This is a genomic window from Sphingobacterium sp. UBA3549, assembly GCF_002376635.1.
GTDB lineage: Bacteria > Bacteroidota > Bacteroidia > Sphingobacteriales > Sphingobacteriaceae > Sphingobacterium.
On the sequence record NZ_DFOE01000002.1, the window covers coordinates 217,981 to 242,968 of the forward strand.

13 protein-coding genes are annotated in these 24,988 nt (G+C 42.6%); 8 read left to right on the forward strand and 5 right to left on the reverse strand.

Annotated elements, in window-relative coordinates:
• Window positions 1–149 precede the first annotated feature (149 nt).
• Complete coding sequence (locus B2W36_RS01845) at window positions 150–4,226, reverse strand: two-component regulator propeller domain-containing protein (RefSeq protein ID WP_293886259.1); 4,077 nt, start codon at window positions 4,224–4,226, stop codon at window positions 150–152.
• A gap of 441 nt (window positions 4,227–4,667) precedes the next feature.
• Between B2W36_RS01845 and B2W36_RS01850 the strand changes: the two genes are divergently transcribed.
• From B2W36_RS01850 to B2W36_RS01885, 8 genes are all read left to right on the forward strand, one after another.
• Window positions 4,668–7,850, forward strand: a complete 3,183-nt coding sequence (locus B2W36_RS01850; protein ID WP_293884977.1) for a SusC/RagA family TonB-linked outer membrane protein — start codon at window positions 4,668–4,670, stop codon at window positions 7,848–7,850.
• Between the two features lie 13 nt (window positions 7,851–7,863).
• Window positions 7,864–9,762, forward strand: a complete 1,899-nt coding sequence (locus tag B2W36_RS01855; RefSeq protein ID WP_293886260.1) for a RagB/SusD family nutrient uptake outer membrane protein — start codon at window positions 7,864–7,866, stop codon at window positions 9,760–9,762.
• 26 nt (window positions 9,763–9,788) lie between these two features.
• Window positions 9,789–12,668, forward strand: a complete 2,880-nt coding sequence (locus tag B2W36_RS01860; RefSeq protein WP_293886261.1) for a SusC/RagA family TonB-linked outer membrane protein — start codon at window positions 9,789–9,791, stop codon at window positions 12,666–12,668.
• A 24-nt stretch (window positions 12,669–12,692) separates the two neighbouring features.
• Window positions 12,693–14,453, forward strand: coding sequence for a RagB/SusD family nutrient uptake outer membrane protein (locus B2W36_RS01865; protein ID WP_293884974.1), 1,761 nt, complete (start codon window positions 12,693–12,695; stop codon window positions 14,451–14,453).
• 16 nt (window positions 14,454–14,469) lie between these two features.
• Window positions 14,470–15,495 (forward strand): DUF5627 domain-containing protein, encoded by a 1,026-nt coding sequence (locus B2W36_RS01870; RefSeq protein ID WP_293884973.1) that lies wholly within the window; start codon window positions 14,470–14,472, stop codon window positions 15,493–15,495.
• A gap of 23 nt (window positions 15,496–15,518) precedes the next feature.
• Window positions 15,519–17,204 (forward strand): endo-1,4-beta-xylanase, encoded by a 1,686-nt coding sequence (locus B2W36_RS01875; RefSeq protein ID WP_293886262.1) that lies wholly within the window; start codon window positions 15,519–15,521, stop codon window positions 17,202–17,204.
• 30 nt (window positions 17,205–17,234) lie between these two features.
• Entirely contained in the window at window positions 17,235–18,965 is a 1,731-nt protein-coding gene (locus B2W36_RS01880; protein WP_293886263.1) for an RICIN domain-containing protein, read from the forward strand.
• A 71-nt stretch (window positions 18,966–19,036) separates the two neighbouring features.
• The gene (locus B2W36_RS01885; protein WP_293886264.1) at window positions 19,037–19,888 is read left to right on the forward strand and encodes a sialate O-acetylesterase; all 852 of its coding nucleotides are present in this window, start codon (window positions 19,037–19,039) and stop codon (window positions 19,886–19,888) included.
• 131 nt (window positions 19,889–20,019) lie between these two features.
• On the opposite strand, the gene B2W36_RS01890 is transcribed toward B2W36_RS01885, so the two are convergent.
• Genes B2W36_RS01890 through B2W36_RS01905 form a run of 4 tightly spaced genes read right to left on the reverse strand, consistent with a single transcriptional unit; the run spans window position 20,020 to window position 24,975 of the window.
• Window positions 20,020–21,162 carry a TlpA disulfide reductase family protein gene (locus B2W36_RS01890; protein ID WP_293886265.1) on the reverse strand — a complete coding sequence of 381 codons (1,143 nt, stop codon included), beginning with the start codon at window positions 21,160–21,162 and terminating at the stop codon, window positions 20,020–20,022.
• 51 nt (window positions 21,163–21,213) lie between these two features.
• A complete protein-coding gene (locus B2W36_RS01895) occupies window positions 21,214–22,662 on the reverse strand; it encodes a PKD-like family lipoprotein (protein ID WP_293886266.1) in 1,449 nt (482 codons plus the stop codon).
• A 1-nt stretch (window position 22,663) separates the two neighbouring features.
• Window positions 22,664–23,470 carry a DUF4843 domain-containing protein gene (locus tag B2W36_RS01900; protein ID WP_293884967.1) on the reverse strand — a complete coding sequence of 269 codons (807 nt, stop codon included), beginning with the start codon at window positions 23,468–23,470 and terminating at the stop codon, window positions 22,664–22,666.
• An 11-nt stretch (window positions 23,471–23,481) separates the two neighbouring features.
• Window positions 23,482–24,975 carry a RagB/SusD family nutrient uptake outer membrane protein gene (locus B2W36_RS01905; RefSeq protein WP_293886267.1) on the reverse strand — a complete coding sequence of 498 codons (1,494 nt, stop codon included), beginning with the start codon at window positions 24,973–24,975 and terminating at the stop codon, window positions 23,482–23,484.
• Window positions 24,976–24,988 lie beyond the last annotated feature (13 nt).

A 24,988-nucleotide genomic window follows, 5' to 3' on the forward strand; every position in this document is an offset into this window, starting at 1 on the left:
CCCTAGCGATTGGTTATAAGACAAAACTATTGTTTTCAGGTAGATAGGATTGCAACAAATAAAAAAAAGAAGGGTAAAAATGTTTAAAACAGCATACCCTTCTAAAAAAGTAATCTAACACAACCTTTTAAACAACTATTATATACCGCTCACACAGACGCGCTTTTCTGCGATTGAATATATTCACTCGGCGTCATCTGATACTTCGCTTTGAAGACTTTTGTAAAATAGTTTGGATTGGCAAATCCCGTTTCATAGGCAATTTCAGAAATAGACTTATCACTTTTCTCTAACAGGCTCGCAGCCTTTTCTAATTTTACTGAACGGATAAAATCTACGGGTGACATACCCGTAAGTTCCAATAATTTGTTATACAGGGAGGCTCTGCTCATCAACGTATGAGCACTTAACGCTTCCACCGATAATTGTGGATTGTCAACATTATCGTGGACATACTTGAGTACCTTTTGTAAAAATTTATCCTTTTCGGATTCTATAGTGACTTCGGGCGCCAAAATAGATACCTGTTTACTATAGACTTCCTTGAACGCCTGATTTAGCTGCAACAAGCTATTAACCTTAGCGACTAGTACATCCATATCAAACGGCTTAGTCAGGTAACCGACTGCTCCCGACTCAAGGCCACAGACAAGTCCATTATCGACATGTGAAGCAGTCAGTAAAACGACCGGGATATGTTTTGTCCGTTTATCCTGGGCAAGCTTCTGAGAAAATTCCATACCATTCATATAAGGCATCTGAACATCGCTCACCACGAGATCGGGATGATGAAAAAGCGCCTTTTGCCAGCCGTCCTTCCCGTTCGTAGCTTCAATGATCTGATAATGCTCTTTTAAGGACTCGTAGAGATAATACCTAAAATCTTCATCGTCTTCAATAATCAGTACTAGTGGGCTCTGCCTAAGTTCAGTTGGCTGTACCGCCGTTATCGCTTCACAATCGGGCACCTCTTCATATTGCGGTTCAGCCTGATCCAACCACAGATCAAATTTAAAGACACTGCCGCTGCCCGGTTGGCTGTCTACAGAAATCTCACCACGGTACATCTGAACAAATGATTGGGCAATCGATAGCCCAATTCCAGAACCTTGACTTGCCACTTTACCCTCATTATCGTATTGGAAAAAGCTTTCAAATATGGACTTTTGAAGCTCCTCCGGAACACCGATACCTGTGTCACGAACTTCAAGATTGACATGAAGCTTTTTGTCGACCATATTTGCCATTGTTATACTTACGGCGATATCCCCGCCCTTTTTTGTAAATTTAAAGGCATTATAAATTAAATTAAATAAAATACGTTCAATCTTATTGCGGTCAAAACGGCAATACAATTTTTCCTGACAGGGAACAAAGGAATAATCTATACCTTTTTGTAAAGCCATGTCCTGAAAGGAGCGGTATACTTCCTGTACAAACGACACCAATTCACCATCCTCGTCCTGCAATTTTAGCTCATGGTATTCCATTTTACGAAAATCGAGCAACTGATTGACCAAATTCAATAGCCGGCGGGCGTTGCGGCTGATCAAATTAAGCTGATCGCCCAGTTTGTTATCTTTACTTTTGGCCAATAACGCATCGATGGGTCCCATGATTAAAGAGATTGGTGTGCGAAATTCATGACTCAAATTGGTTAAAAACCTGATCTTCATCGCATCCAACTGATGTTTGGTCTCAGCATCTCTTTTTTGCTGTTCAATAAGCTGCCTCGCCTGAATACGTTCCTGCTCCAGCGCAAATTTTTGCTTTAACTTTTGAATTCCTCGATGCCTGATAGACAAAAGTACCCCAGCAAAGGCAAACACATAAAATAAATAAGCATAAATTGTTCGCCAAAAAGGTGGTGCAACGTGAATAGCTATCGATTTAATTTCCCTGTTCCAAATGCCATCATTGTTACTTGCACGTACCTCAAAGACATAATCTCCAGGATCTAAATTAGTGTAATAGGCGCTGTTTTCCTTTCCGTTTCGAATCCAGTTTTTGTCAAAACCGACAAGGCGGTACTCATATTGGTTATCTTCGGGCACGGTGAGGTTCAGCGCAGCAAAAGAAATGGAAAAATTCTGCTTATACTTCAGGTTGATACGATCCGCAGTCAGGAGCGACTGTTGTATTGGACCTTTGTCTGAAGGTTGAATAATCACATTGTCAATTTTTAGATCCGTTAGTGCGACCCTGGCAGGATTACTATTCGTTTTTAAATGAGCAGGATAAAAATGGTTAAAACCCTTCTGACCGCCAAAGTAAATTTCACCATCATCTGTTTTCAACGATGCTCCAAGCATAAAAGCCCCTTCTTGTAATCCTACGGCATTTGAATAGTTTTTAAACTTATTATTTGTCAGAGAGTAACAACTCAATCCTTTATTAGTCGAAAACCAAATCCGCCCCATATCGTCTTCAATAATACTCTGGATCGCGCCATTCAGTAAACCATCTTTCTCGGAAAGAGTCTCAAACAATGTCTTCCCTTTTCGTAGCAAACCCACCCCATTTCCATTTGTTCCGACCCACAAATTGCCCTTTTTATCGGTATGTACAGCTAATATATAATTGCTTGGAAGCTTACTTTTTGCTTTATCATAAGTTATAGTATGTCGTTTAATAGGGTCGTACATCACTAGACCCGATCCATAGGTACCTATCCACATGTTATGTTCTTCATCTTCCGCCAGCGCACGTATAAAATTCCCAGGCAACTCGATCCCATCATCTGACGGCTCCTCTCGCTTGTATTTTTTGACAATCCCGCTTCCCTTTTGGATGATGTTTATACCACCTCCATTTGTCCCAACCCAGGTGTCTCCCCGGAAGTCAACTTTTAAACAAAAGATGTCGTTATTATTTAAGTTGTCTGTCCTATTGCCAACGGTGTATCGTTTGACATTTCCAGAATTGAAATCATAACAAACCACCCCTTGCTGATAAGTACCGATCCAAAGTTGATCGAGCTTTCTTTCCAAGGCTAGTACCGTAAGATCTTTAGGCAGGCTAGCAGAAAGTGTAAAAGGTGACAATCGATCAGCTGTTCGATCATATTTCCAAATACCACCACCATCAACTCCCAAAAAGATCTTATTTTGATAAGCAGCAAACGAGGTTACGATGGCCGGATCGCCATTCCTTCCTTCCAAAAAGTCAAGACTTTTTAAGCTAAACTGGCTTAAATTGGTATCAAACTTATTTAAGCCACCCTGAAAAGTACCAATCCAATAGATCCCGCTGCTATCCATACAAATCGACCGTATCGATTTATGAGAAAGGCTATGGACATTACTTGGGTCCGGCTTGAAGGTCCGAACGGTAAAATTATTGGTATTCAATACATCGAGACCATTATCCGTTCCGATCCATAATTCCTGCTTTTGATTATAGCACAAGGTATAAACCCGGGGGCTGCTCAACGCTCCTTTTCCGACCTCCGATTTAAATTTCTTGAATTCGGTATCTCCAGGCGTCAAATATTTAAGTCCTAGCATAGATCCCATCCAAATCCTGCCTTTATCATCTTCCACAATGGAAGTAATATCAATACCATTTCCGTAACCATCCTGTTCCGAAAGAACCTCAAAACGCTTTATGGTCTTTAAGTTTGCTGATATACGGAATATTGCGTTCTCCGACGATACCCACATATTGTTATGTCTATCCCGGAATACGCAACCCGTTACTTTACCAGCAAACGTTTCCAAAATGTATCTATAGGTGGGATCCATCTTCTTTTGTAGATTATCTACATCCAAAACATATAAAGCACCGTAAGAAGCAATCCAAATATTTCCATTCGCATCCTGGTCAATCGAATTGATTGCAGTACTCACCCATTTACCATCAGGCGTAATATTATAGGAGCGAATTCGGTCGGCTTCCCGATCATAATAACTCAATCCACCACCGTTCGTACCAATCCATATCCTCCCCTTTCTGTCTTCCTTTAACGCCGAAATATGGTTAGCCATTAAACTATTCTCCTTATTGGCGTCATACCGGTATACATTGTAATGACGTCCGTCGAAGCGATTAAGTCCATCCTCTGTTCCCAACCAAAGAAAACCATAACTGTCACGACAGATGCTATAGATAGTATTGGAAGCAAGGCCGTCCTTCGAATAATAGCGTTGAAAGGTTACGGGTTGGTTTTGCCCATAAGAAAAAAACGTCAACAACAGCCAAGTAAATAACAGTAATGTCCGTATCATATATTTAGGTGTGTAATCTGCAGCACAGAAAATCGATGCTGAACTGTCAACTAAATTATCAAATTAATACCTACTAAACTAGTCGAAACGATTATTTATGCTGTATGGATGGCAATTTTTGACATTATTTTCCTTCATTTAAACATTCTTGCTATCCAAAAAATTTAACATTGGCTAGCTTTGATTTACAATTATAAACTGATTTGAAAGGCATCTCCTAGTGTTGGAAATTGCATCTCAACCATGCAACCGGTTGCGAAACAGTTATAATAGAGAATTTAACCAATTATAATATACAATTTATGACAGTATCTGATGATCCTTGACTGTCCCCTCATATCTATCAATATGAGCTAAGGGGATAGGGATACAAAAGTATCACGCCAATTAAAGAACATTTAACCAATAATTCTTCAACCTATTTATCAATCCAAAAATGCGATGATGATTACATATAAAATCACACGAGTAAGGCGTTGGAAAAAGCTATGGGGTATAGCTAAACCATTCACTTTACTGCTTTTCCTACTTTACGTGGGGCAAGCAACACTCTTTGCACAGGCCAAAAGACAGATAAAGGGCATTGTCGTCGATAGTAACCATAAAAAAGTGAGCGGTGCATCCATTCGGGTAAAAGGCACATCGCTGGCCACGGCTACTGATGATAATGGAGCATTTACAATCCAGGTCCCGGCAGATAACACTTTGTTGACTGTTTCTAAGCTAGGATATGGCAAAATAGAAGTCGATATCCACAATAAAAACACCATTGAAGTACAGTTAACCGATCAGTCAATCGAAATCGAAGAAACGGTAGTTGTCGGGTACGGTCGTCAGAAAAAGGAGACCGTTGTAGGAGCTATTACGCAGACTTCCGGTAAAATTCTTGAGCGCGCAGGAGGTGTTTCCAGCGTAGGTGCCGCACTGACAGGCAATCTACCGGGCGTAATTACCACTGCAAGTACTGGTATGCCTGGTGAAGAGGATCCTCGTATCGTGATCCGCGGCCGTAGCACGTGGAATAATACCGACCCTTTAGTGATGGTCGATGGTGTGGAAAGGCCGTTATCCGCGGTAGATATCAGTTCTATTGAAACAATCTCTGTACTAAAAGATGCCTCGGCAACTGCTGTCTATGGTGTTAGAGGGGCAAACGGCGTTATTTTAATTACCACTAAGCGGGGTAAAGAAGGACAAATGATGATAAGGGGTACCGTCAACAACATTGTAAAGACCGTTTCCCAGCTTCCAGGCAAAATGGATTCTTATGATGCATTGATGCTACGCAATAAGGTGATTGAGTATGAATTGGGCATCAACCCTACAAGTTGGGCCGATTATTCACCGCAGGATATTATCAATAAATATCGTTTCCCGGTAGATCAAACCGAAAGAGAACGCTATGTAAATACCGATTGGGCGAAGGAACTCTTTAGAAGTCAAGCGTTTTCACAAAACAGCAGTATTAATATTGCCGGTGGCACCCCATTTGTCAAATACTTTGCTAACGCGGATTACCTCTATGAAGGCGATATGTTCCGCCAATTTGAAAACGCCAGGGGTTATAAAGCAGGCTATGGCTTCAACCGCCTTAATGTGCGCTCAAATCTGGATTTCCAGCTTACGCCAACGACCAAATTTTCAACAAATCTAGCGGGCTCCCGTGGTGTCCGAAAAAGTCCATTTGGCGGCGGCAACAATTATTCCTATTGGATTGCAGCCTACACCGTAGCTCCCGATGTAATATATCCACGATATTCGGATGGTACCTGGGGATTCAATGCGCCAAATCCGAATGCGGGAATAAACTCCGCACGTGTACTGGCCATCAGTGGAACAGAGTATACAACCACCAGCCGAATCACAACCGATTTTACACTAGAACAAGACCTCAAATTTTTGACAAAAGGACTGAATGTACGTGGAACGCTGTCACTGGACAACACCTTTGTGGAAGCCAACCGCGGTATCAACGACGCGAATAATAACACACAGAGCAAGTGGATAGATCCCAAAACTGGACTTCCGACTTACCAGATCCCTTTCGATGGCACCAATAGATTTGATTTTGTGGAAGGGATTGACTGGACAACAGGAGCAGGATTTGTTGACGACAGACTCACTTATAGAAGATTATTTTATCAGTTGCAATTAAACTATGCAACTACCATTGCTCAAAACCACAATATTTCGGCTATGGGATTAGTCAACCGGAATCAATACGGAAAAGGCAGTACTATTCCTTCCTATCGGGAAGACTGGGTATTCCGTACAACCTACAACTATAAAAACAAATATATGCTCGAATATAACGGTGCTTATACCGGTTCAGAAAAATTCGCACCTGAAAATAGATTTGCTTTTTTTAACTCAGGAGGTATTGGTTGGTTAGTTTCAGAAGAAGAGTTTTTAAAACCATTATCCTTTTTGAGTATGTTAAAGCTGCGTGGTTCTTATGGTGATATTGGTGACGACAGTGGTGGTGGGCAATTTCTCTATCTTACGCAATGGGCTTATGGCGGTACTTCAGGAATGGGTGTCGACGGTCGGTTCTCCTACTCCGATGGAAATACCAGTCCGTACATCTGGTATAAAGAAAATATACTGGGAAATCCAAATATCCGCTGGGAAAAAGTCAAGAAGCTAAACTTCGGTGTCGATTTTGGACTTTTCAATGGACAGATCTCCGGAAAGGTAGATTTCTTCAAAGATCACAGGACGAATGTGCTTATTACCGGTAGCGGACGGTCTATTCCATCCTATTTTGGTGTTGAGGCCCCAACGGCCAACCTTGGAGAGGTAGAAAATAAAGGTTATGAAGTTGAACTTAAATTTAATAAGCAACTCAATACCGAATGGAGAATATGGGCTGATATCAATTTTACCCATGCTAAGGATAAAGTCATCAATGCTGATGCAGCTGAATTGCTACCAGAATATCAGAAACCGGATAACAAACAGGTAAATCAAACCTATTCCTACGTGAGCTCGGGATATTACAATACTTGGGACGAACTTTATGGCAGCACCATTCACGAAAGCAATGATCTTGCAAAGCTTCCCGGTAATTATCACATCTTGGATTATAACGGTGATGGTATTATTGATGCCAAGGATAATATACCTTATGCCTTTCCTTCGGTTCCCCAAAATACATACAACTGTACAATTGGCTTCGACTGGAAAAATTTCAGTGTCATGACGCAATGGTATGCTGTCAATAATGTCACCCGGCAGGTTGTCTTCAATAGTTTCTCGGGACAGCTTAATCTGGCCTACGATGAAGGCTCCTATTGGTCAAAGGATAATATCAATGCCGATGTGCCACTCCCACGCTGGCTATCGCAACCGAGCAGTTATAACGCCGGCAACAGGTATATGTTTGATGGCTCATACATTCGATTAAAGACCGCTGAAATAGCCTACAATTTTAATCGTGAATCGAGCGTAATCAAGCGCATGGGGCTACAGAATCTGCGCCTATTCCTAAACGGCAACAACTTAGTATTCTGGTCGAAAATGCCCGATGACCGAGAATCCAATTACGCCGGTACAGGCTGGGCCTCCCAAGGAGCATATCCTACTGTAAAACGGTTTAATCTAGGTGCAAACATTACTTTTTAAAGCAATTAGACAGATGAAAAAATATTTCAAGGTAATCTTTATAACTGGTGTGCTGTGGTCATCCACATCATTACTCTCCTGCAATAAATATCTAGATAAAGAAGAGCAGTCCAACGTATCATCCAAAGAAGCATTTAAAAATTTTATAAACTTCCAGGGGTACACCGAAGAGCTGTATAACTGTGTAGTCAATTTCAGCAACAACTACTGGACCAACTCCTGGAACTGGGGCGAAGATGAAATAACTTCCACAGCAAACAATTTTCATTTCGTCAACAAAATAGACGAAGGTAATTTTTGGGGTTGGCAAAGAGACTTTGATGGTTGGGGTGCCGGTTGGATGGATCAGGGTGATTTCACCACCAAAAACGACGATGTATTCGCCAACCGTGCCTTCCGCGACCTATGGAGCGCCTCATGGTTTGGGCTTCGCAAAATAAGCTTAGGCTTAGAAAACATCGATAAACTGACCGAAGCAACACAAGAAGAAAAGGATCTGATCAAGGGGCAATTGTTATTTTTCCGAGGTTGGTTTCACCACCGGCTGATGGAATATTTTGGCGGTATGCCCTACATTAATTATGTACTTCCGAGCGACGAGAAGCTCCGGTTACCACGACTGAGCTATCAGGCCTGTGCAGATCTTGCCGCAGCCGATTTTAGGGAAGCGGCAAACCTTTTACCCATCGACTGGGACAATACTACTGCCGGAAAACGTACGCTGGGTAAAAACCAGTTGCGCATCAATAAGATCATGGCACTGGCCTACCTTGGCAAAAACTACCTTTGGGCAGGTAGTCCGTTGATGAACTTTCAGTCTACAGGAAGTAAAACCTATCACGCCGATTATTGTAAAAAAGCTGCCCAAGCCTTTGGCGAATTGCTTTCTCTGGTCGAAAGCGGCCAGACAAATTATGCGCTGGTACCGCTAGCGAATATCCATTTAAACTTTTATACTACCGGACAAAACTGGGCCATGCCCGGCAGCACAGAAGCTATTTTCAGAGGGCCTTACATTGATGCATGGGCATCTAACTGGGGGACGAGCAAACAATATATCCCATTGGAGGTCGGAGATGGCGACCTTAAGTTCAATCCAACCGCAAATTATGTCGACTACTATGGCATGAAAAGCGGCTTACCGATAAAGGACATTACTAAGTCCGACTCGGAGTCGGGATATAATGCCGAATATCCTTGGAAAGATCGGGATCCACGTTTTTATAAGGATATCATTTTTGACGGCACAAAAGTAGTTCAGGGCAACATGTCCGCATCAGAAGAAAAAAACCGCAACGCCAACCTATATACAGGCGGAAGCTATCGAGATACCCGTACCGGTAGTCAGACAGGCTACGTCTTACGTAAATTTATCCCTTTGACAGCCAATAAATATGACCAAGCCTATAGTTACGGAACCACGCTCCATATTTACGTCCCTTACATGCGCCTTGCCGATGTTTATCTGATGTATGCAGAAGCTGCCATGATGGCTTCCAATTCGGCTACGGGCAAAGCAGACAATTATGGTAAAACTGCGGTCGACGCAATCAATATCGTACGCGACCGGGCTGGCGTGGGACATGTGGACAGTAAGTTTCTCGGTTCTGCCGAATCCCTGCTTTCCGAGTTACGCCGCGAACGTGCTGTCGAACTTTCTTTCGAAGGGCACCGCTTTAATGATCTGCGCCGCTGGTTGTTATTGACCGAAGCGCCTTACACCTTAAAAAAAGCGGTTTCCTTTGATCGAGCAGGCGTATTTAACAACCAAGATCCGTCTCAAAATCGCGTCGTCAATATTCAAGAAAATATCATTTTGGAGCGCAAATTCACGAGCAAACACTACTGGTTGCCACTAAAAGTCAGAGATGTCAGTATGTATCCCGAGTTCTATCAGAACCCAGGCTGGTAACAAGTTTTCATTTAATCATTCAAAAAATGAAGTACAAAAAATTAACGATAGCACTATGTCTTGGATTAAGCTCGATCGCCACCACTGAAGGAATGGCCAAAGCATCACATGATCCAAACGTTATAACAGATAAAAATATATTCCGGGAATTTTTGACAGTCGCAAGTCCAGACAGTAGCGGCACAGATAGTACATCAATTGTACAAATCGCATTCCGCAAAGTTCATAAAAATGATCTCATGGGCAATGTGCAGACCATCAATATTCCTCAATTGCTCGATAAGAGCTATAATACCTACAGTCTAGAAAATCTCGACGCATTTATTCCAGGTTATAATGGAAATATTTGGGGAATGAGCGGTTATCTGGTCTTAGTGGATGGATTTCCGCGCGATGCCAACAATGTGATGCCCACAGAGATTGAGCAGATCAGTGTGCTAAAAGGAGTCAATGCCATTGCACTTTATGGGAGCCGGGCGGCCAAAGGCGTCATCAGCATTAACACAAAACGTGGAACGGCCGGGGGGCAGAAGATCAAAATCAGGGCGAATGCTGGTACCAACGCTGCGATAAGCTATCCGCAATATTTAGGCTCAGCAGAATATATGACATTGTATAACGAAGCCCGACAAAATGATGGGTTAACACCGCTTTATAGTGCTGAAACGATCTATCAGCATGCAGCTGGAACAAACCCCTTTCGCTACCCTAACGTCGATTACTATTCATCGGACTATATTAAAGATCATTACAACCGCTACGATGCTACTGCCGAAATATCGGGGGGCAACCAGCGGGCGCAATACTATACCAACTTTGGATTCTGGTCAGAAGGTTCTATGCTCAATTTTGGACAAGCGAAAAAAAATGGTGGTGCCAATAGATTTAATATGCGCGGTAATATAGATGTCAAAGTCAGCGACCTCATCTCATTAAATGTAGATGCAGCAGCCAGTTTCTATGTTTTAAAAGGAGTAAATGCAAACTATTGGGATGCAGCGGCCACGATACGGCCACATCGCTTCTCCCCACTCATCCCGATTGATATGATTGAAGAAGGAGACATCAACTCGATGGTCTATGTCAACAACAGTAATTTTCTTATCGATGGCAAATATCTCCTGGGGGGAAGTCAGCTTGACCAAACCAATGCTTTTGCAAATATTTACGCCGGTGGCACAAATCGTTATCTCAACCGGCAGTTTCAATTTAATACGGGTTTGAATTTTGACTTGAAAAATATACTGCAAGGCCTTGTTTTTAAAACTAACCTCGCCGTGGACTATCAGTCAAATTACAACCAGTCTTACAACAACAATTATGCGGTGTATCAGGCTTCATGGAATAACTACGATGGAAAAGATCGAATCAGTAGCCTCACAAAGTATGGCGATGACCGCATTTCAGGTATCCAGAATATCAGCAGCAGTACCTATCGGCAGACCATCGGACTCAATGGCTCCCTAAACTTTAACCGCACCTACAATAACAACCACCATGTTTCGGCAATCCTTTTGGCCAATGCATTTCAGATCGCTGCCTCCGGCAGCTATCATAAAGTCAGCAATGCTAACCTAGGGCTACAATTAGGCTACAACTATTCAAGCAAATATTATGTTGACTTTAGTAGCGCTTACAGCCACTCTGCAAAATTACCACAGGGAAACAGGCAAGCCCTATCCCCAACACTGGCACTTGCCTGGCGTTTGTCAAAAGAAAACTTCCTCGCCAACAGTAGTATCGTCAACGAGTTAAGATTGTCCGCTTCAGCAGGTATTCTAAACACCGATCTGGACATTAGCGATTATTTCCTTTATCAAGGCTATTACACCTACAACGACGGAGCTTGGTATAGCTGGGCAGATGGTGCATTGGTGCACTCTTTTGACAGACGAAGAGGGGACAATCCAAGCATGAAGTTTCCAAAACGCAAGGAATTTAATGTCGCCCTGGAAGGAGGACTTTACGATAACCTGATCACCTTCACTACCGCTTACTTTTTTAATCGTATGAGCGGCGGTTTGGTACAGGCTACAACACAATATCCCATGTATTTCATGACAGGTTGGCCTGTTTACTCGGATCTTCCCTATATCAATTATAACATTGACGAACGCCGGGGAATTGACTTCGGCATCAATCTGAACAAACAGATCAACCAAACTTTTGTATCGCTGGGTTTCAATGGCATGTATTATACAACAAAAGCAGTCAAGAGGGACGAACTCTATCAGTTTAGCTATCAAAATAGAGCCGGAAAGCCGCTCGATGCATTGTGGGGTTTACAGCACGACGGTTTCTATATGAGCCAGTCCGATATCGACAATTCGGCCTTCTCTTCATTTGGGGAAGTAAAGCCAGGGGATATTAAGTATAAAGATCAAAATGGAGACGGCACCATCGATACACGAGACGAAGTATATTTGGGCAAAGGCGGATGGGCGGGGTCGCCACTTACACTAGGACTGAACCTAACAGTGAAATGGAACAACTTTACCCTATTTGCAGCTGCTACAGGCCAATTCGGTGCCAAGGCCATGAAAAACAGTTCATATTTTTGGGTAGATGCAGAGGATAAATATTCGGTGGCCGTGCGTGACCGTTGGACCGAGTCGACCAAGGAGACCGCAACTTATCCACGCCTAACCACTTTCAACAGCGATAATAACTTTAGAAGTTCAGACTTTTGGCTTTATAAGAACGATCGTATAAATCTGTCCAAAGTGCAGCTTTCCTATGATTTTCCCAAACGTATACTCAGCTCCAAATTCATCCATGAACTGGGAATTTATGCCAATGGATCCAATCTGTTGATGATTGCAAAGGAAAAAGAAACCATGCAATTGAATATTGGACAAGCGCCCCAAACCCGATTTTTCAACGTCGGTCTAAAGGCTTTATTTTAATCATGAATAGTTAAAAAGAGAATGATGAAAAAAATACTAACGATAGCTATCCTGAGCAGCCTGTTATTTTCTTCCTGCGAAGATATGTTTGAGCCGGCTCTAGAGAACAATCTCGAAATTGAAACAGCCAATAGCCGTCCTTTGTATGCCCAGGGACTGCTCCTAAATGGATATAACCGGATTCCGAGCAACAGTTACAGCTTTGACGATGTAGCAACCGACAATGCCGTGAGCAACGACAAGAACAATACTTTTCTAAAAACGGCAACCGGACAGTGGACAAGCATAAACAACCCTTTCGATCAATGGCGAAACAGCTACGCAGCCATACAATATCTAAACAATTTTCTGTCCTTAACCGATCAGGTAGAATGGGCAATGGAACCAAAAGTCAGCGCCCTATTCAACGACCGGATGAAAGGCGAAGCCTACGGTCTTCGTGCGCTATTTATGTTCCATCTCCTACAAGCGCATGCCGGCAAGTCAAGTACAGGGGAAATACTGGGCGTACCTATTCATTTGACTCCCGAGACCGTCAATTCGGATTTCAATCAACCTCGAGCTTCATTTGAAGCCTGTATGCAACAGTTGTACGATGATATAAAAAATGCAGAAGACCTACTACCAATGGATTACGAAAATATAACTAGCGATGGTCAGGTTCCAGCCAAATATGCAGGATCCATAAACGCCAATGATTACAATCGTGTATTTGGCGCTACATTTAAACTACGGATGACCAAACGCATCGCACAAGCTATTCGAGCCAGAGCAGCGCTGCTGGCTGCAAGTCCAGCGTACAGTGAAGGGAGCAAAACCACTTGGGAACAAGCCGCAAACTATGCAGGACAGGTCATTCAAGCCAAAGGTGGAGCCAGTGGCATCGATCCTAAAGGATTTACCTGGTACAATAAAGATGTGGTCGATGGCCTGACCTCCGGATCCAATCCGGCCGAAATTCTTTGGCGCACCGACAAAGGAAATAGCAATAGTATGGAGCAAGACCATTTTCCGCCCACATTATTTGGCAGAGGGCGACTCAACCCGACACAGAACCTGGTCGATGCCTTCCCCATGGAGAATGGATATCCCATTGGCGATGCCAATTCGGCCTATAATACGGCCAATCCTTACGACAAAAGGGATCCCCGGTTGAAAACCTATATCATTGTCAATGGAGCAACAGCGGGGGTCAGCAACACAGCGATCAATACAACAGCCAATAGTCCAACAAATGACGGCTTAAACAAAGTGGAAACCTCCACACGGACGGGGTATTACCTGAAAAAGCTCCTACGTCAGGATGTCAATCTCAATCCATCATCTTCAACCCAGCAAATGCATTTCAACGCACGTATACGCATGACAGAAATGTATCTAGCCTATGCCGAGGCTGCTAATGAAGCTTGGGGACCTACCGGCATGGGAACCTTTACGTTCTCTGCATACGATATCATCAAAGCTATCCGCAGGCGTGCAGGTGTAGGCACCAACAATGGTGATCCATACCTCGAGCAAGTAAAAAACAATAAAGATCAAATGCGGCAGCTGATCCGAAACGAACGCCGACTGGAGCTCTGCTTTGAAGGATTTCGCTTTTGGGATATCCGCCGTTGGAAAATGGACATCAATGTCGCCGCCAAGGGAATAAGCATCACTAATAATAACTATACCGAAATACCTGTAGAAAATAGAGTCTATGAAAACTATATGAATTATGGCCCAATCCCCTACAGTGAGGTACTTAAATACAGTAATCTTATACAAAATATAGGTTGGAATTAAACTTAACAAGCACACGATGAAAAAGATCAATATCCTCTACGCGATGGCCTTAGTTAGCTTGGCGTCTTGCAAAAATAATGACTGGGAGTTCCCAGACTTTGAATTTCAATCGGTATACTTCGCCTATCAGACACCCGTCAGAACGGTAACGCTGGGCGAAGACATCTTTGACAACACCCTCGACAATCAACATAAGGTTCAAGTCATGGCGACTACGGGCGGCGTGTATAACAACAAGAAAGATATTCGTATTGACTTCGTTGTCGACAACAGCCTCACAAATGGACTCAGCTACCCGAATGGGCAGTCGATCACACCTTTGCCGACCAGTTACTACCAACTTGCCAGCAACCAGATCAGCATACCAAATGGTAGCCTCACGGGCGGTGTAGAGGTACAGCTGACAGACGCATTTTTTGCCGACCCTAAATCCTTGGAAACCTATTACGTACTTCCTCTAAGGATGACAAAAGTTGCCAATGCTGATTCTATACTATCCGGTAAAACTTCTTTACAGACAGCCAATAGGGCTATCGCATCCGATTGGGATGTCGCGCCAAAAGATTTTATCTTTTATGCACTCAAATATATCAATCCTTGGCACGGCAACTATCTCCGCCGGGGCACCGACCAAATCGTGGGCAAAGGTGCTAACAGCAACTTAACTAAAAATGTTGTCAGGCACCAGGCTTATGTCGAAAAAGATGAAGTCAAAAGCGTCAGCACAGCAGCACTTAAAAAGTCGATTTTGCCGCTATCTTTTAAGGGAACTGATGATGTTAATATCAATGTGAATCTGAACTTAACTTTTGATGATGATAACAATTGCAGCGTTAGCTCGGGCAGCGCGGGTGTATCCGCGTCAGGGACCGGAAAGTTTGTCAAACGGGGCGAAAAAAATAGCTGGGGCAATGCAGACAGAGATGCACTTTATCTATCCTATACGATCGATATGGCACAAATGAGTGTCACAAGCAAGGATACCCTCGTGATGCGGGACAGATCTGTCAAAATGGAAACTTTTACACCCACTAAAAAGTAGTATCAAATCAATTATGAACCGCGATGAAAAAAATCAATAAAACTATCGTCATCCTACTTTCGCTCGGCGCCGTATGGAGTTCATGTTCCAAATATCATGCCCTGGAATACGCCGTCGACAAACCGGAGAAAGTACTAGCGCAGGAAGATATCAATGCTTACAACCCATTAAAAAGTTATTTGGATAAGCAAGCCAACCCCAGATTTAAGCTGGGTGTGGCGCTCAATATAAACGACTATTTAAATAAAGGGGTGCTTTACCGCTTATCCAACCTAAATTTTGAAGAAATGGTCATGGGCTATGAAATGAAGCATGGTTCCATTGTGCAAGCCGACGGAAGCCTGAATCTATCTCGTGTAGAACAGCTGATCACAGCTGCACAGGAAAACAACATGGCACTGTATGGCCACACGTTGTGCTGGCATTCGGGACAGAATGCCGCCTACCTGAATAAGTTAATCGCTCCTGTGGTTATACCAGGTTCTGGAGGACCAGCTCTAGCGGGCCATGCACTAAAAATGAGCAATCCCTCTGTTGTCAATGCCTGGGAAGCACAGACTGCCACAGACATTAACCCAACGGAAATAGGGAAAGAATATGTATTGAAGATTGTAGCCAGGGGCAGTAAAGCGGGCAACATTGGTATCGATCTACAGAGCACCTCCAATTATACGGGCGACAATATGGGTTCATTGGCATTAACAACAAGCTACAAGGAATACGAACTCAAAGTGACCGCAACTGCAGCGCGTAACCGTTTTATCATCAATTTTGGTCAATATGATGGAACTATTTTCATCGACAAAGTCGTGCTGACAAAAACAGGTAGTTCGGCAAGCCTTATTGCCAACAGTGATTTTGAAAACAATATTGATGGCTGGTTTGGCTGGGGAAACAACTCCACTAGGGCACAGTCAGCAGATGGTGAGGGTTATGGCAGTCCTGGAGGCAGCACGATAGAGAAAAGCCCTGCCGAGAAAGAAGCCATACTGACCAAAGCGCTGGAGACATTTATTGCTGGTATGCTGGAAAAAACCAAAGGTTACATCAAAGCTTGGGATGTCGTCAACGAACCGATGTCCGACTGGCCAGACCAACATGCCTTAAAGACCGGAATCGGAAAGACCGATCTGGCGGATGACGAATTCTACTGGCAAGATTACTTAGGGAAAGATTATGCCGTAAAAGCCTTCCAGCTTGCCCGCAAATATGGCAATGCCAACGATCTCCTATTCATCAATGATTATGGCTTAGAAGGCAGTGGCGACAAATGTAAGGGGCTAATCGCGTATGTCAGCTACATCGAAAGCAAAGGTGTTAAAGTAGATGGGATCGGCACCCAGATGCACATTGATATCAATACCAGCAAAGACAATATCGTCAGTATGTTCAATCTATTGGCCTCCACAGGTAAGGTGATCAAAGTATCCGAGCTGGACATTGGCTTAGGAAATGGCATCAAGACTAGCAATGCCACGGCTGAAATGTATCAGAAACAAGCTGACCTGTACAGATATGTCGTTGAGAAATATCTCGAAATCATTCCAAAGGATAAGCAGTACGGTATTACCATATGGAGCCCATTGGATAGCCCCGATCAGGAGAGTTCATTCTGGCGTCGCGGAGAGCCGATTGGTTTATGGACCGAAGGATTTGTCCGAAAGCCAGCCTATCAGGCAGTGGCCGAGGCATTGGTAGCTAAAAAATAAGATCATTAATCACCCTTAAATATTTAAATTATGAGAACAAACAACATGTGGTTACTGGTGGTCTTTTTAATGACCTTCCTTTTCAGCTGTTCGCGGCTGGAAGAAAAAACGCTAACCAGCGAATCCGAAAGAAGTCTTAAATCCAATGTTTCTGCGCAAGCCGTTACAAACTGGCCTCGCCCAACTCCAACATTACATGTAGGAGGAAAGTACCTCAAAGATCCATGCGATAACAACATCGTCCTTCATGGGGTCGCCATTACTCCAAGCCCATGGTTCAACGGCTGTCAGTACGGTGCCAACTCAGGGTACTGTACCTGGGATAACTACAATGTACAAGGTGCCCTCAACTACAACAAAGCCGTCATTGACAAACTCACCAGTGCAGCCGATGGTTGGTACCTGAATTACATTCGTCTCCACATCGACCCTTATTGGACCAACGATCCAGGAGCGCCCATTCCTGAAAACGACATCTCCAGGTTTAACTATAATCGCTTGGTTACCTACACCAACCAGGTTATTATTCCTTTGATCAATCACGCCCGTAGCCGAGGTATGTATGTTATCTTACGTCCGCCGGGGGTATGCCCACACCGTATTGCAGTAAACGATGCGTATCATACTTATCTTAAGACGGTATGGACTTTTCTTTCGCAACACGCTTCACTGAAGAATGCAGACAATGTGATGTTTGAGTTGGCCAACGAGCCCGTTGAAATATTGGGAACAAATGGTACCTGGGGGATGACTGGCAACGAGCATTTCGCTGCACTGAAAAATTTCTTCCAGCCATTGGTAAATATTATCCGTAACAACGGTGCCAATAACGTATGCTGGATACCCGGTACCGGTTGGCAGTCCCATTACCAAGGCTATGTCAATAACCAGATTACCGGTGGTAACATCGGCTATGCGGTACATATATATCCAGGGTACTGGGGTGGTGTCAATACCTATCAAGCCTTTCAAAGTGCCTGGAATACTAACGTGAAACCTATTGCTGACATTGCGCCGATCGCGATTACAGAGACAGACTGGGCTCCACAAGGATATGGTACCTTCGGTACAGGTTCCACAGGTACCGCTGGTGGCAATGGCTTTGGAGCAAATTTAAAGTATATCGTGGATCAGTCCGGCAATGTGAGCTGGAATCTTCTTGCTCCGGACAATCTGCTCCACAAAGGAGATCCCAATGGTGGCACAGCCTACAACAACGATTGGGAAGCATGTGCAGCACCAAGCAAACAATGGTTTCAGCAATATGCAGCCTCCAATTATCCGATGTCTAACTGCAATGTCACTAGTCTGGTCAATAATGGGATTTACGAGATTGAATTCCAAACCGACGCCAACAAAGTCCTTGATTTAAAATCAGGTCAGGATGCCGATGGTGCTGTACTCAGACCATGGACTAGAAATGGTGCAAATGCACAGCGATGGGTAGCGATCGATGCCGGTAACGGATATTGGCGCTTTGTATCCAAAGCGAGTGCGAGCAATCGTTGCATTGATCTAGCCAGTAACAGCAATGCACTCGGAACCTCCATCCGCCTCTGGCAGAATTACAGCAATGATGCTCAGACATGGAAGGTAACTGCTGTAGCAAATGGATATTACAAAATCGTATCAAAAGTCGATGCCACACGCGGATGGGATATCCCCAGCTGTACAATGGATGGGAACTCCAACCTGCAGCTTTGGGACTACTACGGTACATCCTGTCAATTGTTCAAATTCAAATTTATAGCGATGAACTAAATAATATCTTTTCGCGGTAAGCTGTGCTTACCGCGAAATATGTTAATTTTAGAAATATAAAAAACTCCACGATGCGACAAACACCATTTAAAATCTTGCTGTTCATCTTCCTGCTGGGGAACGTTTTAAGAACAGCAGCTTTCGCCCAAGACAAAAACTTTCATATATACCTTTGTTTTGGACAATCCAATATGGAGGGGCATGGCCAATTCGAACCACAGGATACCATCACCAATAGTCGGTTCCATGTACTTGCGGCAGTAGACTGTCCCGAGTTGGGAAGGCAGTATGGCAAGTGGGCTCCCGCCCGTGCACCGCTCGCGCGCTGCCACACGGGACTTACACCTGCAGATTATTTTGGCAGAACGCTTACAGAAAATCTTCCTCAAAATATCGAGATCGGTGTCGTCAACGTTTCGGTAGGTGGTTGTCATATACAGTTATTTGATCAAGACAGCACGGCCAGCTATGTTGCAAAAGCACCGGAGTGGATGAAATCCATGCTTGCAGCTTATGACAATAATCCGTATCAAAGACTTGTAGCATTAGCCAAGATAGCACAACAGAAAGGTGTCATCAAAGGCATCTTACTTCATCAGGGCGAATCCAATACTGGCGATCGCCAATGGCCTAATAAAGTGAAAAAAGTATATGAAAATCTATTACGCGATTTGCACTTGAGAGCAGATGAAGTGCCCCTACTTGCAGGCGAACTCCTATCGACCGAAGCCGGTGGCAAATGCGCAAGTATGAACAGCATCATCCAAACTTTGCCCGCCACTGTACCGACAGCCCATATTATATCCTCCGCAGGCTGCGAAGGGATAAGCGATGGATTGCATTTCAGCCCCGCTGGATACCGAAAGCTGGGTAAAAACTATGCGGCAAGCATGCTTAAATTGTTAACAGAAACAACGAAATAAAAAAGCTAGGGAATCCAATCCCTAGCCTTAAAACATAATCAGCGATACAGATGCTCCTCGATATTGCCATTTCTTCCAAAAATATTATCCTTTTAGAATTAAAGGGAATAACAATACGGCGTATCTGACCATTAATTATCAAAAATTTTGGCCAACTCCTGGTGTAACAGTTCACCTTTGATATTGATAGCAACAATATTTCCTTGAGGATCTACCAAATAATTTTGCGGTACAGCACGCACACCATACAATACCGCGGCCTCATTGCTCCAGCCCTTTAGATCTGCGACATGTACCCAGGGCAAACCATCATCTTTGATCGCTTTTAACCAGGCATTTTTCCCCTTTGTATCATCCAAAGAGACTGCAAGTACTTCTAGCCCCTTACTTTTATATTTGTTGTAGGCCTTCAATAAGTTAGGGTTTTCGGCACGGCAGGGGCTACACCAGCTCGCCCAAAAGTCGATCAGCACATATTGGCCTTTAAAGTCCGATACCTTGATCATTTTTCCCTGGGTGTCGGGCTGTGAAAAATCAGGTGCTTTATGACCAATTTTCACACTTCTTTCCGCCAAGAAACGAGCCTCCAGCTGTCTCCCATTCGTGGTTTGACGCACCTCTTTGGACAGCTTTAAAAATAGCGGTTCGATCTCACTGAGCTTACGTTTATTGGCCGCATCAATAAGTGCATCCACCGCAAAGATCGAATTGGGGTTTTTGGCAGCAAAAGCCAACTCTTTAACCCGTCGTGCTTCAAACCGCGCTTCAAACTGCTCATGGATAGCCTTATACTGCTCATTGGCATCAGGAGCATCTTGTTTCACAGCCCCAAAAGCTTTATTCCCCGCATCAATGATATCCATGAAACCACCGCCAATTTCCTTTAAATAAGAAACGTAAGCATCATGCAGCGGCGATCCTTTTATGGCAGCAGTACGCAGCGAATCTTTGATAGCTATGTTGTAAGTTTCATTGCCTAAATAAAAGTATAACCGATCCCCGATATTTTGTGCGATCAATTTACCTTTACCGTCCTGATCAAACACCATTCTGGAGTAAGCAGGCTCCTCAACAGCTCCTTTGAAACTAAACTTTCCATCCACAATAGCCGATGAATCCGAGACTGGAAATCCGTCTTTTGTATAATCTAGATACACTTTTTTACCATTAAAAGCTTTTGGTGAAGTTCCTTTTATGTAAAAGCCGCCTTGTTGTGCGTACAGCCCAAAAGGGCTAACAGCGAACAGGAATAGCACAATTTTTAAAATTTTCATCGTTTTTTGAGTTATTTGAGTTATTTGAGTTATTTAAATATTTTGTTAATGTTACTTTCTCCAAGTTATATCCACCAAATCGCCTGGAATCCCATCAATTTTCTTGACAAGCTCGCCATTTTTTCCAACCTGTACAGCTAAGTAGTAAAGCGATCCTCCGGCGCCAACAATCAGCGTATCCTCACTTTCATCCAATTTTAGTAATGTAACTGTTGATTTGAAAGCCATTTGCAATTCTTGCACTTGTTCATTCAATGGGTTATATCTAAATACTTTATCTTGATAAGCTATATAAATATAGCCTACACGGCTCGCCACCATTTTTGTATCTGCATGTATCCACTCGGAATGAGAAAACAGCTTTTTCTGTAATGCCTCAAACTTAAATTCCCGCATAAAATCGGTCTTAAATTTAAGTTCATATATTTTCCCTGCATCATCTTTCATATACGCATAAATATCCGTACTATTAATCTGTACCATTTGCATAAGATCCATTTTCACATTAGTCGGATCAAATACTTCTCTGCCAACCGTACTGTATTGCGTACCAAAATACATCGCACCCCCATACAGATTAACCCGTACAAACTGTCTCTTGTTACTTTCATAGGCTGTAATGAAATGGTCATTTTGTACCTTCGTAATAATAAACTGTGGCGCCAACACATAATTTCCATCTGCAGGTGTTCCAAACATGCCGTAAGTATTACTTTGATTCCAGGTGCTGGTAGCCCCACCATAAAATTTACCATTGATAACCCCAAGCAGCACCCCTTGCTCATACATTTGCAAATCCCCAACATCGATATTTTCTGGTGGTAAGAAAAAGTTTTCTTTCAGTGTACCGGGTTTAACCTTTTCTTTTTTAAGCTCTTCCAAAGTCATGCGAACCCCTCCATGCTTTCCTATATACCAATACGCTAATGGAGTATTGGCAATGGAGTGATTGGCATAAATAATGTGAAGCGGTTCTGATGGCAACACCTCATTGTTAATAATTTCATAAATGTTTGGCAAAATCGAGTTATCAGGTTTTATGAAAGTAAGTTTGCTTACGCCCTTGTCGTTGGACAGCACAAGTGAACCTCTGGAAAATTCAGTAATTCCTTGAATATAGAAATCATGGAAATACTTCATATTATTGCTAAGATCTGAAATGGTAAACCTCACCTTATATCGATTTGCTCCCAGCCCAAACGCCAGGCGCAAAGTCGCCCCGCTGTAATGATTTGCCTCTGGACCAATGGCCTCTGGCGCACTAATTTGCCAATCGTACGATAGATTACTTAGCTCTACACCCGTTATTTTCGGTTTAATGATCAAACTATCCCCGACGCGTACTTCATAGACTGTATCCAATCCCTGAACAATAGGTTCATTGGGAATATGTATCGAATAATTCCCCTTATCCTTGTAACAACCGTAAAAAAAGGTGCAAATTAAAAGGATAAAACTATATTTAATTATTGCAGTTAGCTTAAGTTTGTTGAATTTCATGTTATCTCACCTCCTTTCCATTTTCATCAATAAAGAAATACTTACCAGTGGAATTATTTCTCTTAATTAATATTTTCCTACCGGGATTATTAATAGGATAAAAATCATATGTTTCGCCATTATCTTTTGTAGTTAGTGCATAACCTTTTTCCGGATGATCGTTGACCCATTTAAATGGATCGTTCAACATAGCTAGTAAAAGATTGACGAAATATAGATTTTTAGGGGCATCTAAGCCATTTGTGGTTAGCGACTTCTGCTCAGTTACAATGTAAAATAACTGATGTTTCACTTGAGAATAATTATTCAACCAATTGTCCCACCAACTTGGGCGCTCCAATTTTGCGGATAAAACCAATTTGACACGAATAAGATCTGGATTTCGGATACCGAAATCTGAATTTTCTTTTAATTTGATGATCAATGATACAGCACGATGCTCCAGATCCTTTACATTATGTACAATAATGGGCAAGTAAGTTCGGCCTTCTTCTGCCTTTAGGGTATATGCCGTCTCCAGTTTGTCATAATGTATTCCTGTTTTAGCCGTAGATGAATCAGCTACAACATAGGCCTCATATTTTCGAGGTTTAGCCTCGCGATACCCCATAACCTTTACGGGAACGTAAACTGTATCACTCGATTTTTCCAAATCATAAGCAAAGGTGTAAATGATACTATCCCGATCGACATCATTCAGGTCAAAATAGACGTTTGCTGGTTGGCCGTAGGTTATCAAGCTTGCTTTTTTACAAGAAAACAGCAAGAGCAGGCCTAATAACATAAATAAAATAGGGTTAAATTTCATGTAATTATCTTTTAACGTTGTCCATAAATAATCTCATCATCAGGAAGCGGCCAGACAAAAATTTCCTGTTTAGCCGGAATAACCTCACCATGTTGGCCATTGATTGGTAAATTCAACCGCTTATAGAGATAAAACAATTGCCCTTCAGCATACATTTCTTTTCGGTATTCTTTGACTAGTTCGCTGATAAATTGATTCTTTGTACTTACTTGCAATTTTTTCCCGATCTCGCGGTGTTCCCTCACCTCATCCACTAATGCTAGCGCTTTAGTAGGATTACTGTCATAAGTACATTCAGCGGCGATATAATACATTTCACTTAATTTGATCGCCGGAGCGACCAAATAATGTAGATTAGCGCTAAAACTGTCACTAAATGAATTTCTCCTAAACTTCAGAAGTGTAGATGCACGTTGCGTGCCCAAACTCCTGCTTTCAAACCACTGGGTGAATCGTATATCCGTGCCCCCATCGCCAGCAACATTATAGATGGTTCGCGTTTCATCTTCGTCCAAATACATCCCGACCGTTCCGTCCACAAACCAGTCATTATTATAAGTTCCACTCATGGCAGGTATATACCAAGCAAAAAGCAATTCCTTATAAAAAATGCGATCTTTCTTATCAGCTTCTAAAGCCAAAAAATCTGTTTTATTGGTCCACGGAAATTTGTTCGCATTGATAACCTCGTTGGCATTAGCTAAGGCTTTCACTTGATCGCCCTGATACAAATAAATCCTAGCCAGCAAACCACAAACAGCGAAATAATTCAATCGGTGTCTTCTATTTTGTAAAAACAGCTCACTGCTATTTAACTCTGAATTTTTTAAAGTATCCGTTATAATTGGGTAGCCTATTAAATAAGAAGGCTGCCTAATTGGGTCTACTTTAAGGAGATTTTTAGCTATTTCCAGATCTCGAATTGCTGAGTCTAGCACTTGCGCCACCGTAGAAAGCTTGGTTGATTTATTCGAATAGCTTGTTACATAAGGAATGGCATCGGACTTGTTATTTAGCATCGGAGAAGGAGCAAAGAGTCGAAGCGCATCAAAATGAAGATAAGCCCGCAATGCCAAAGCTTCTCCTTTAATTAATGCGTAGTTATTGCCTACAAATAGTTTCTGCTTCTTATCGATCTCTTCTAAAATTAAATTCGAATTTACAATCCCATTGTACAGACCCTTCCAAATGTTATCCTTCCTAGTAATAAAATTAGCGTCTTGATATTTAAATTTTTTAGTCTCCTCGTACCTTAATTTATCACCACTGGCCATGACATAATTTTGAGCCAAAACTTCTGGCGTTCCTATGGTCAATTCCAATCCGTACAAGTCACTTTTTGACGCACGCGTATATACCCCTAACAATGCCTCTTTAAACCCATCCTCAGTAGAAAAAAGCACATTTTTGTCTACATCACTTTCTGGTTGTATATCCAACCATTTAGCGCAGGAAAATAAGCTCAATGTGGATATCAGTATTAAAATTTTATGAATATTTTTCATATTGTCTACTCTT

Excerpts from the sequence above, each read along its gene's own strand:
- B2W36_RS01845 (WP_293886259.1), bottom strand. The coding sequence starts at position 4,226 with ATGATACGGACATTACTGTTATTTACTTGGCTGTTGTTGACGTTTTTT.
- B2W36_RS01850 (WP_293884977.1), top strand. The coding sequence starts at position 4,668 with ATGATGATTACATATAAAATCACACGAGTAAGGCGTTGGAAAAAGCTA.
- B2W36_RS01855 (WP_293886260.1), top strand. The coding sequence starts at position 7,864 with ATGAAAAAATATTTCAAGGTAATCTTTATAACTGGTGTGCTGTGGTCA.
- B2W36_RS01860 (WP_293886261.1), top strand. The coding sequence starts at position 9,789 with ATGAAGTACAAAAAATTAACGATAGCACTATGTCTTGGATTAAGCTCG.
- B2W36_RS01865 (WP_293884974.1), top strand. The coding sequence starts at position 12,693 with ATGAAAAAAATACTAACGATAGCTATCCTGAGCAGCCTGTTATTTTCT.
- B2W36_RS01870 (WP_293884973.1), top strand. The coding sequence starts at position 14,470 with ATGAAAAAGATCAATATCCTCTACGCGATGGCCTTAGTTAGCTTGGCG.
- B2W36_RS01875 (WP_293886262.1), top strand. The coding sequence starts at position 15,519 with ATGAAAAAAATCAATAAAACTATCGTCATCCTACTTTCGCTCGGCGCC.
- B2W36_RS01880 (WP_293886263.1), top strand. The coding sequence starts at position 17,235 with ATGAGAACAAACAACATGTGGTTACTGGTGGTCTTTTTAATGACCTTC.
- B2W36_RS01885 (WP_293886264.1), top strand. The coding sequence starts at position 19,037 with ATGCGACAAACACCATTTAAAATCTTGCTGTTCATCTTCCTGCTGGGG.
- B2W36_RS01890 (WP_293886265.1), bottom strand. The coding sequence starts at position 21,162 with ATGAAAATTTTAAAAATTGTGCTATTCCTGTTCGCTGTTAGCCCTTTT.
- B2W36_RS01895 (WP_293886266.1), bottom strand. The coding sequence starts at position 22,662 with ATGAAATTCAACAAACTTAAGCTAACTGCAATAATTAAATATAGTTTT.
- B2W36_RS01900 (WP_293884967.1), bottom strand. The coding sequence starts at position 23,470 with ATGAAATTTAACCCTATTTTATTTATGTTATTAGGCCTGCTCTTGCTG.
- B2W36_RS01905 (WP_293886267.1), bottom strand. The coding sequence starts at position 24,975 with ATGAAAAATATTCATAAAATTTTAATACTGATATCCACATTGAGCTTA.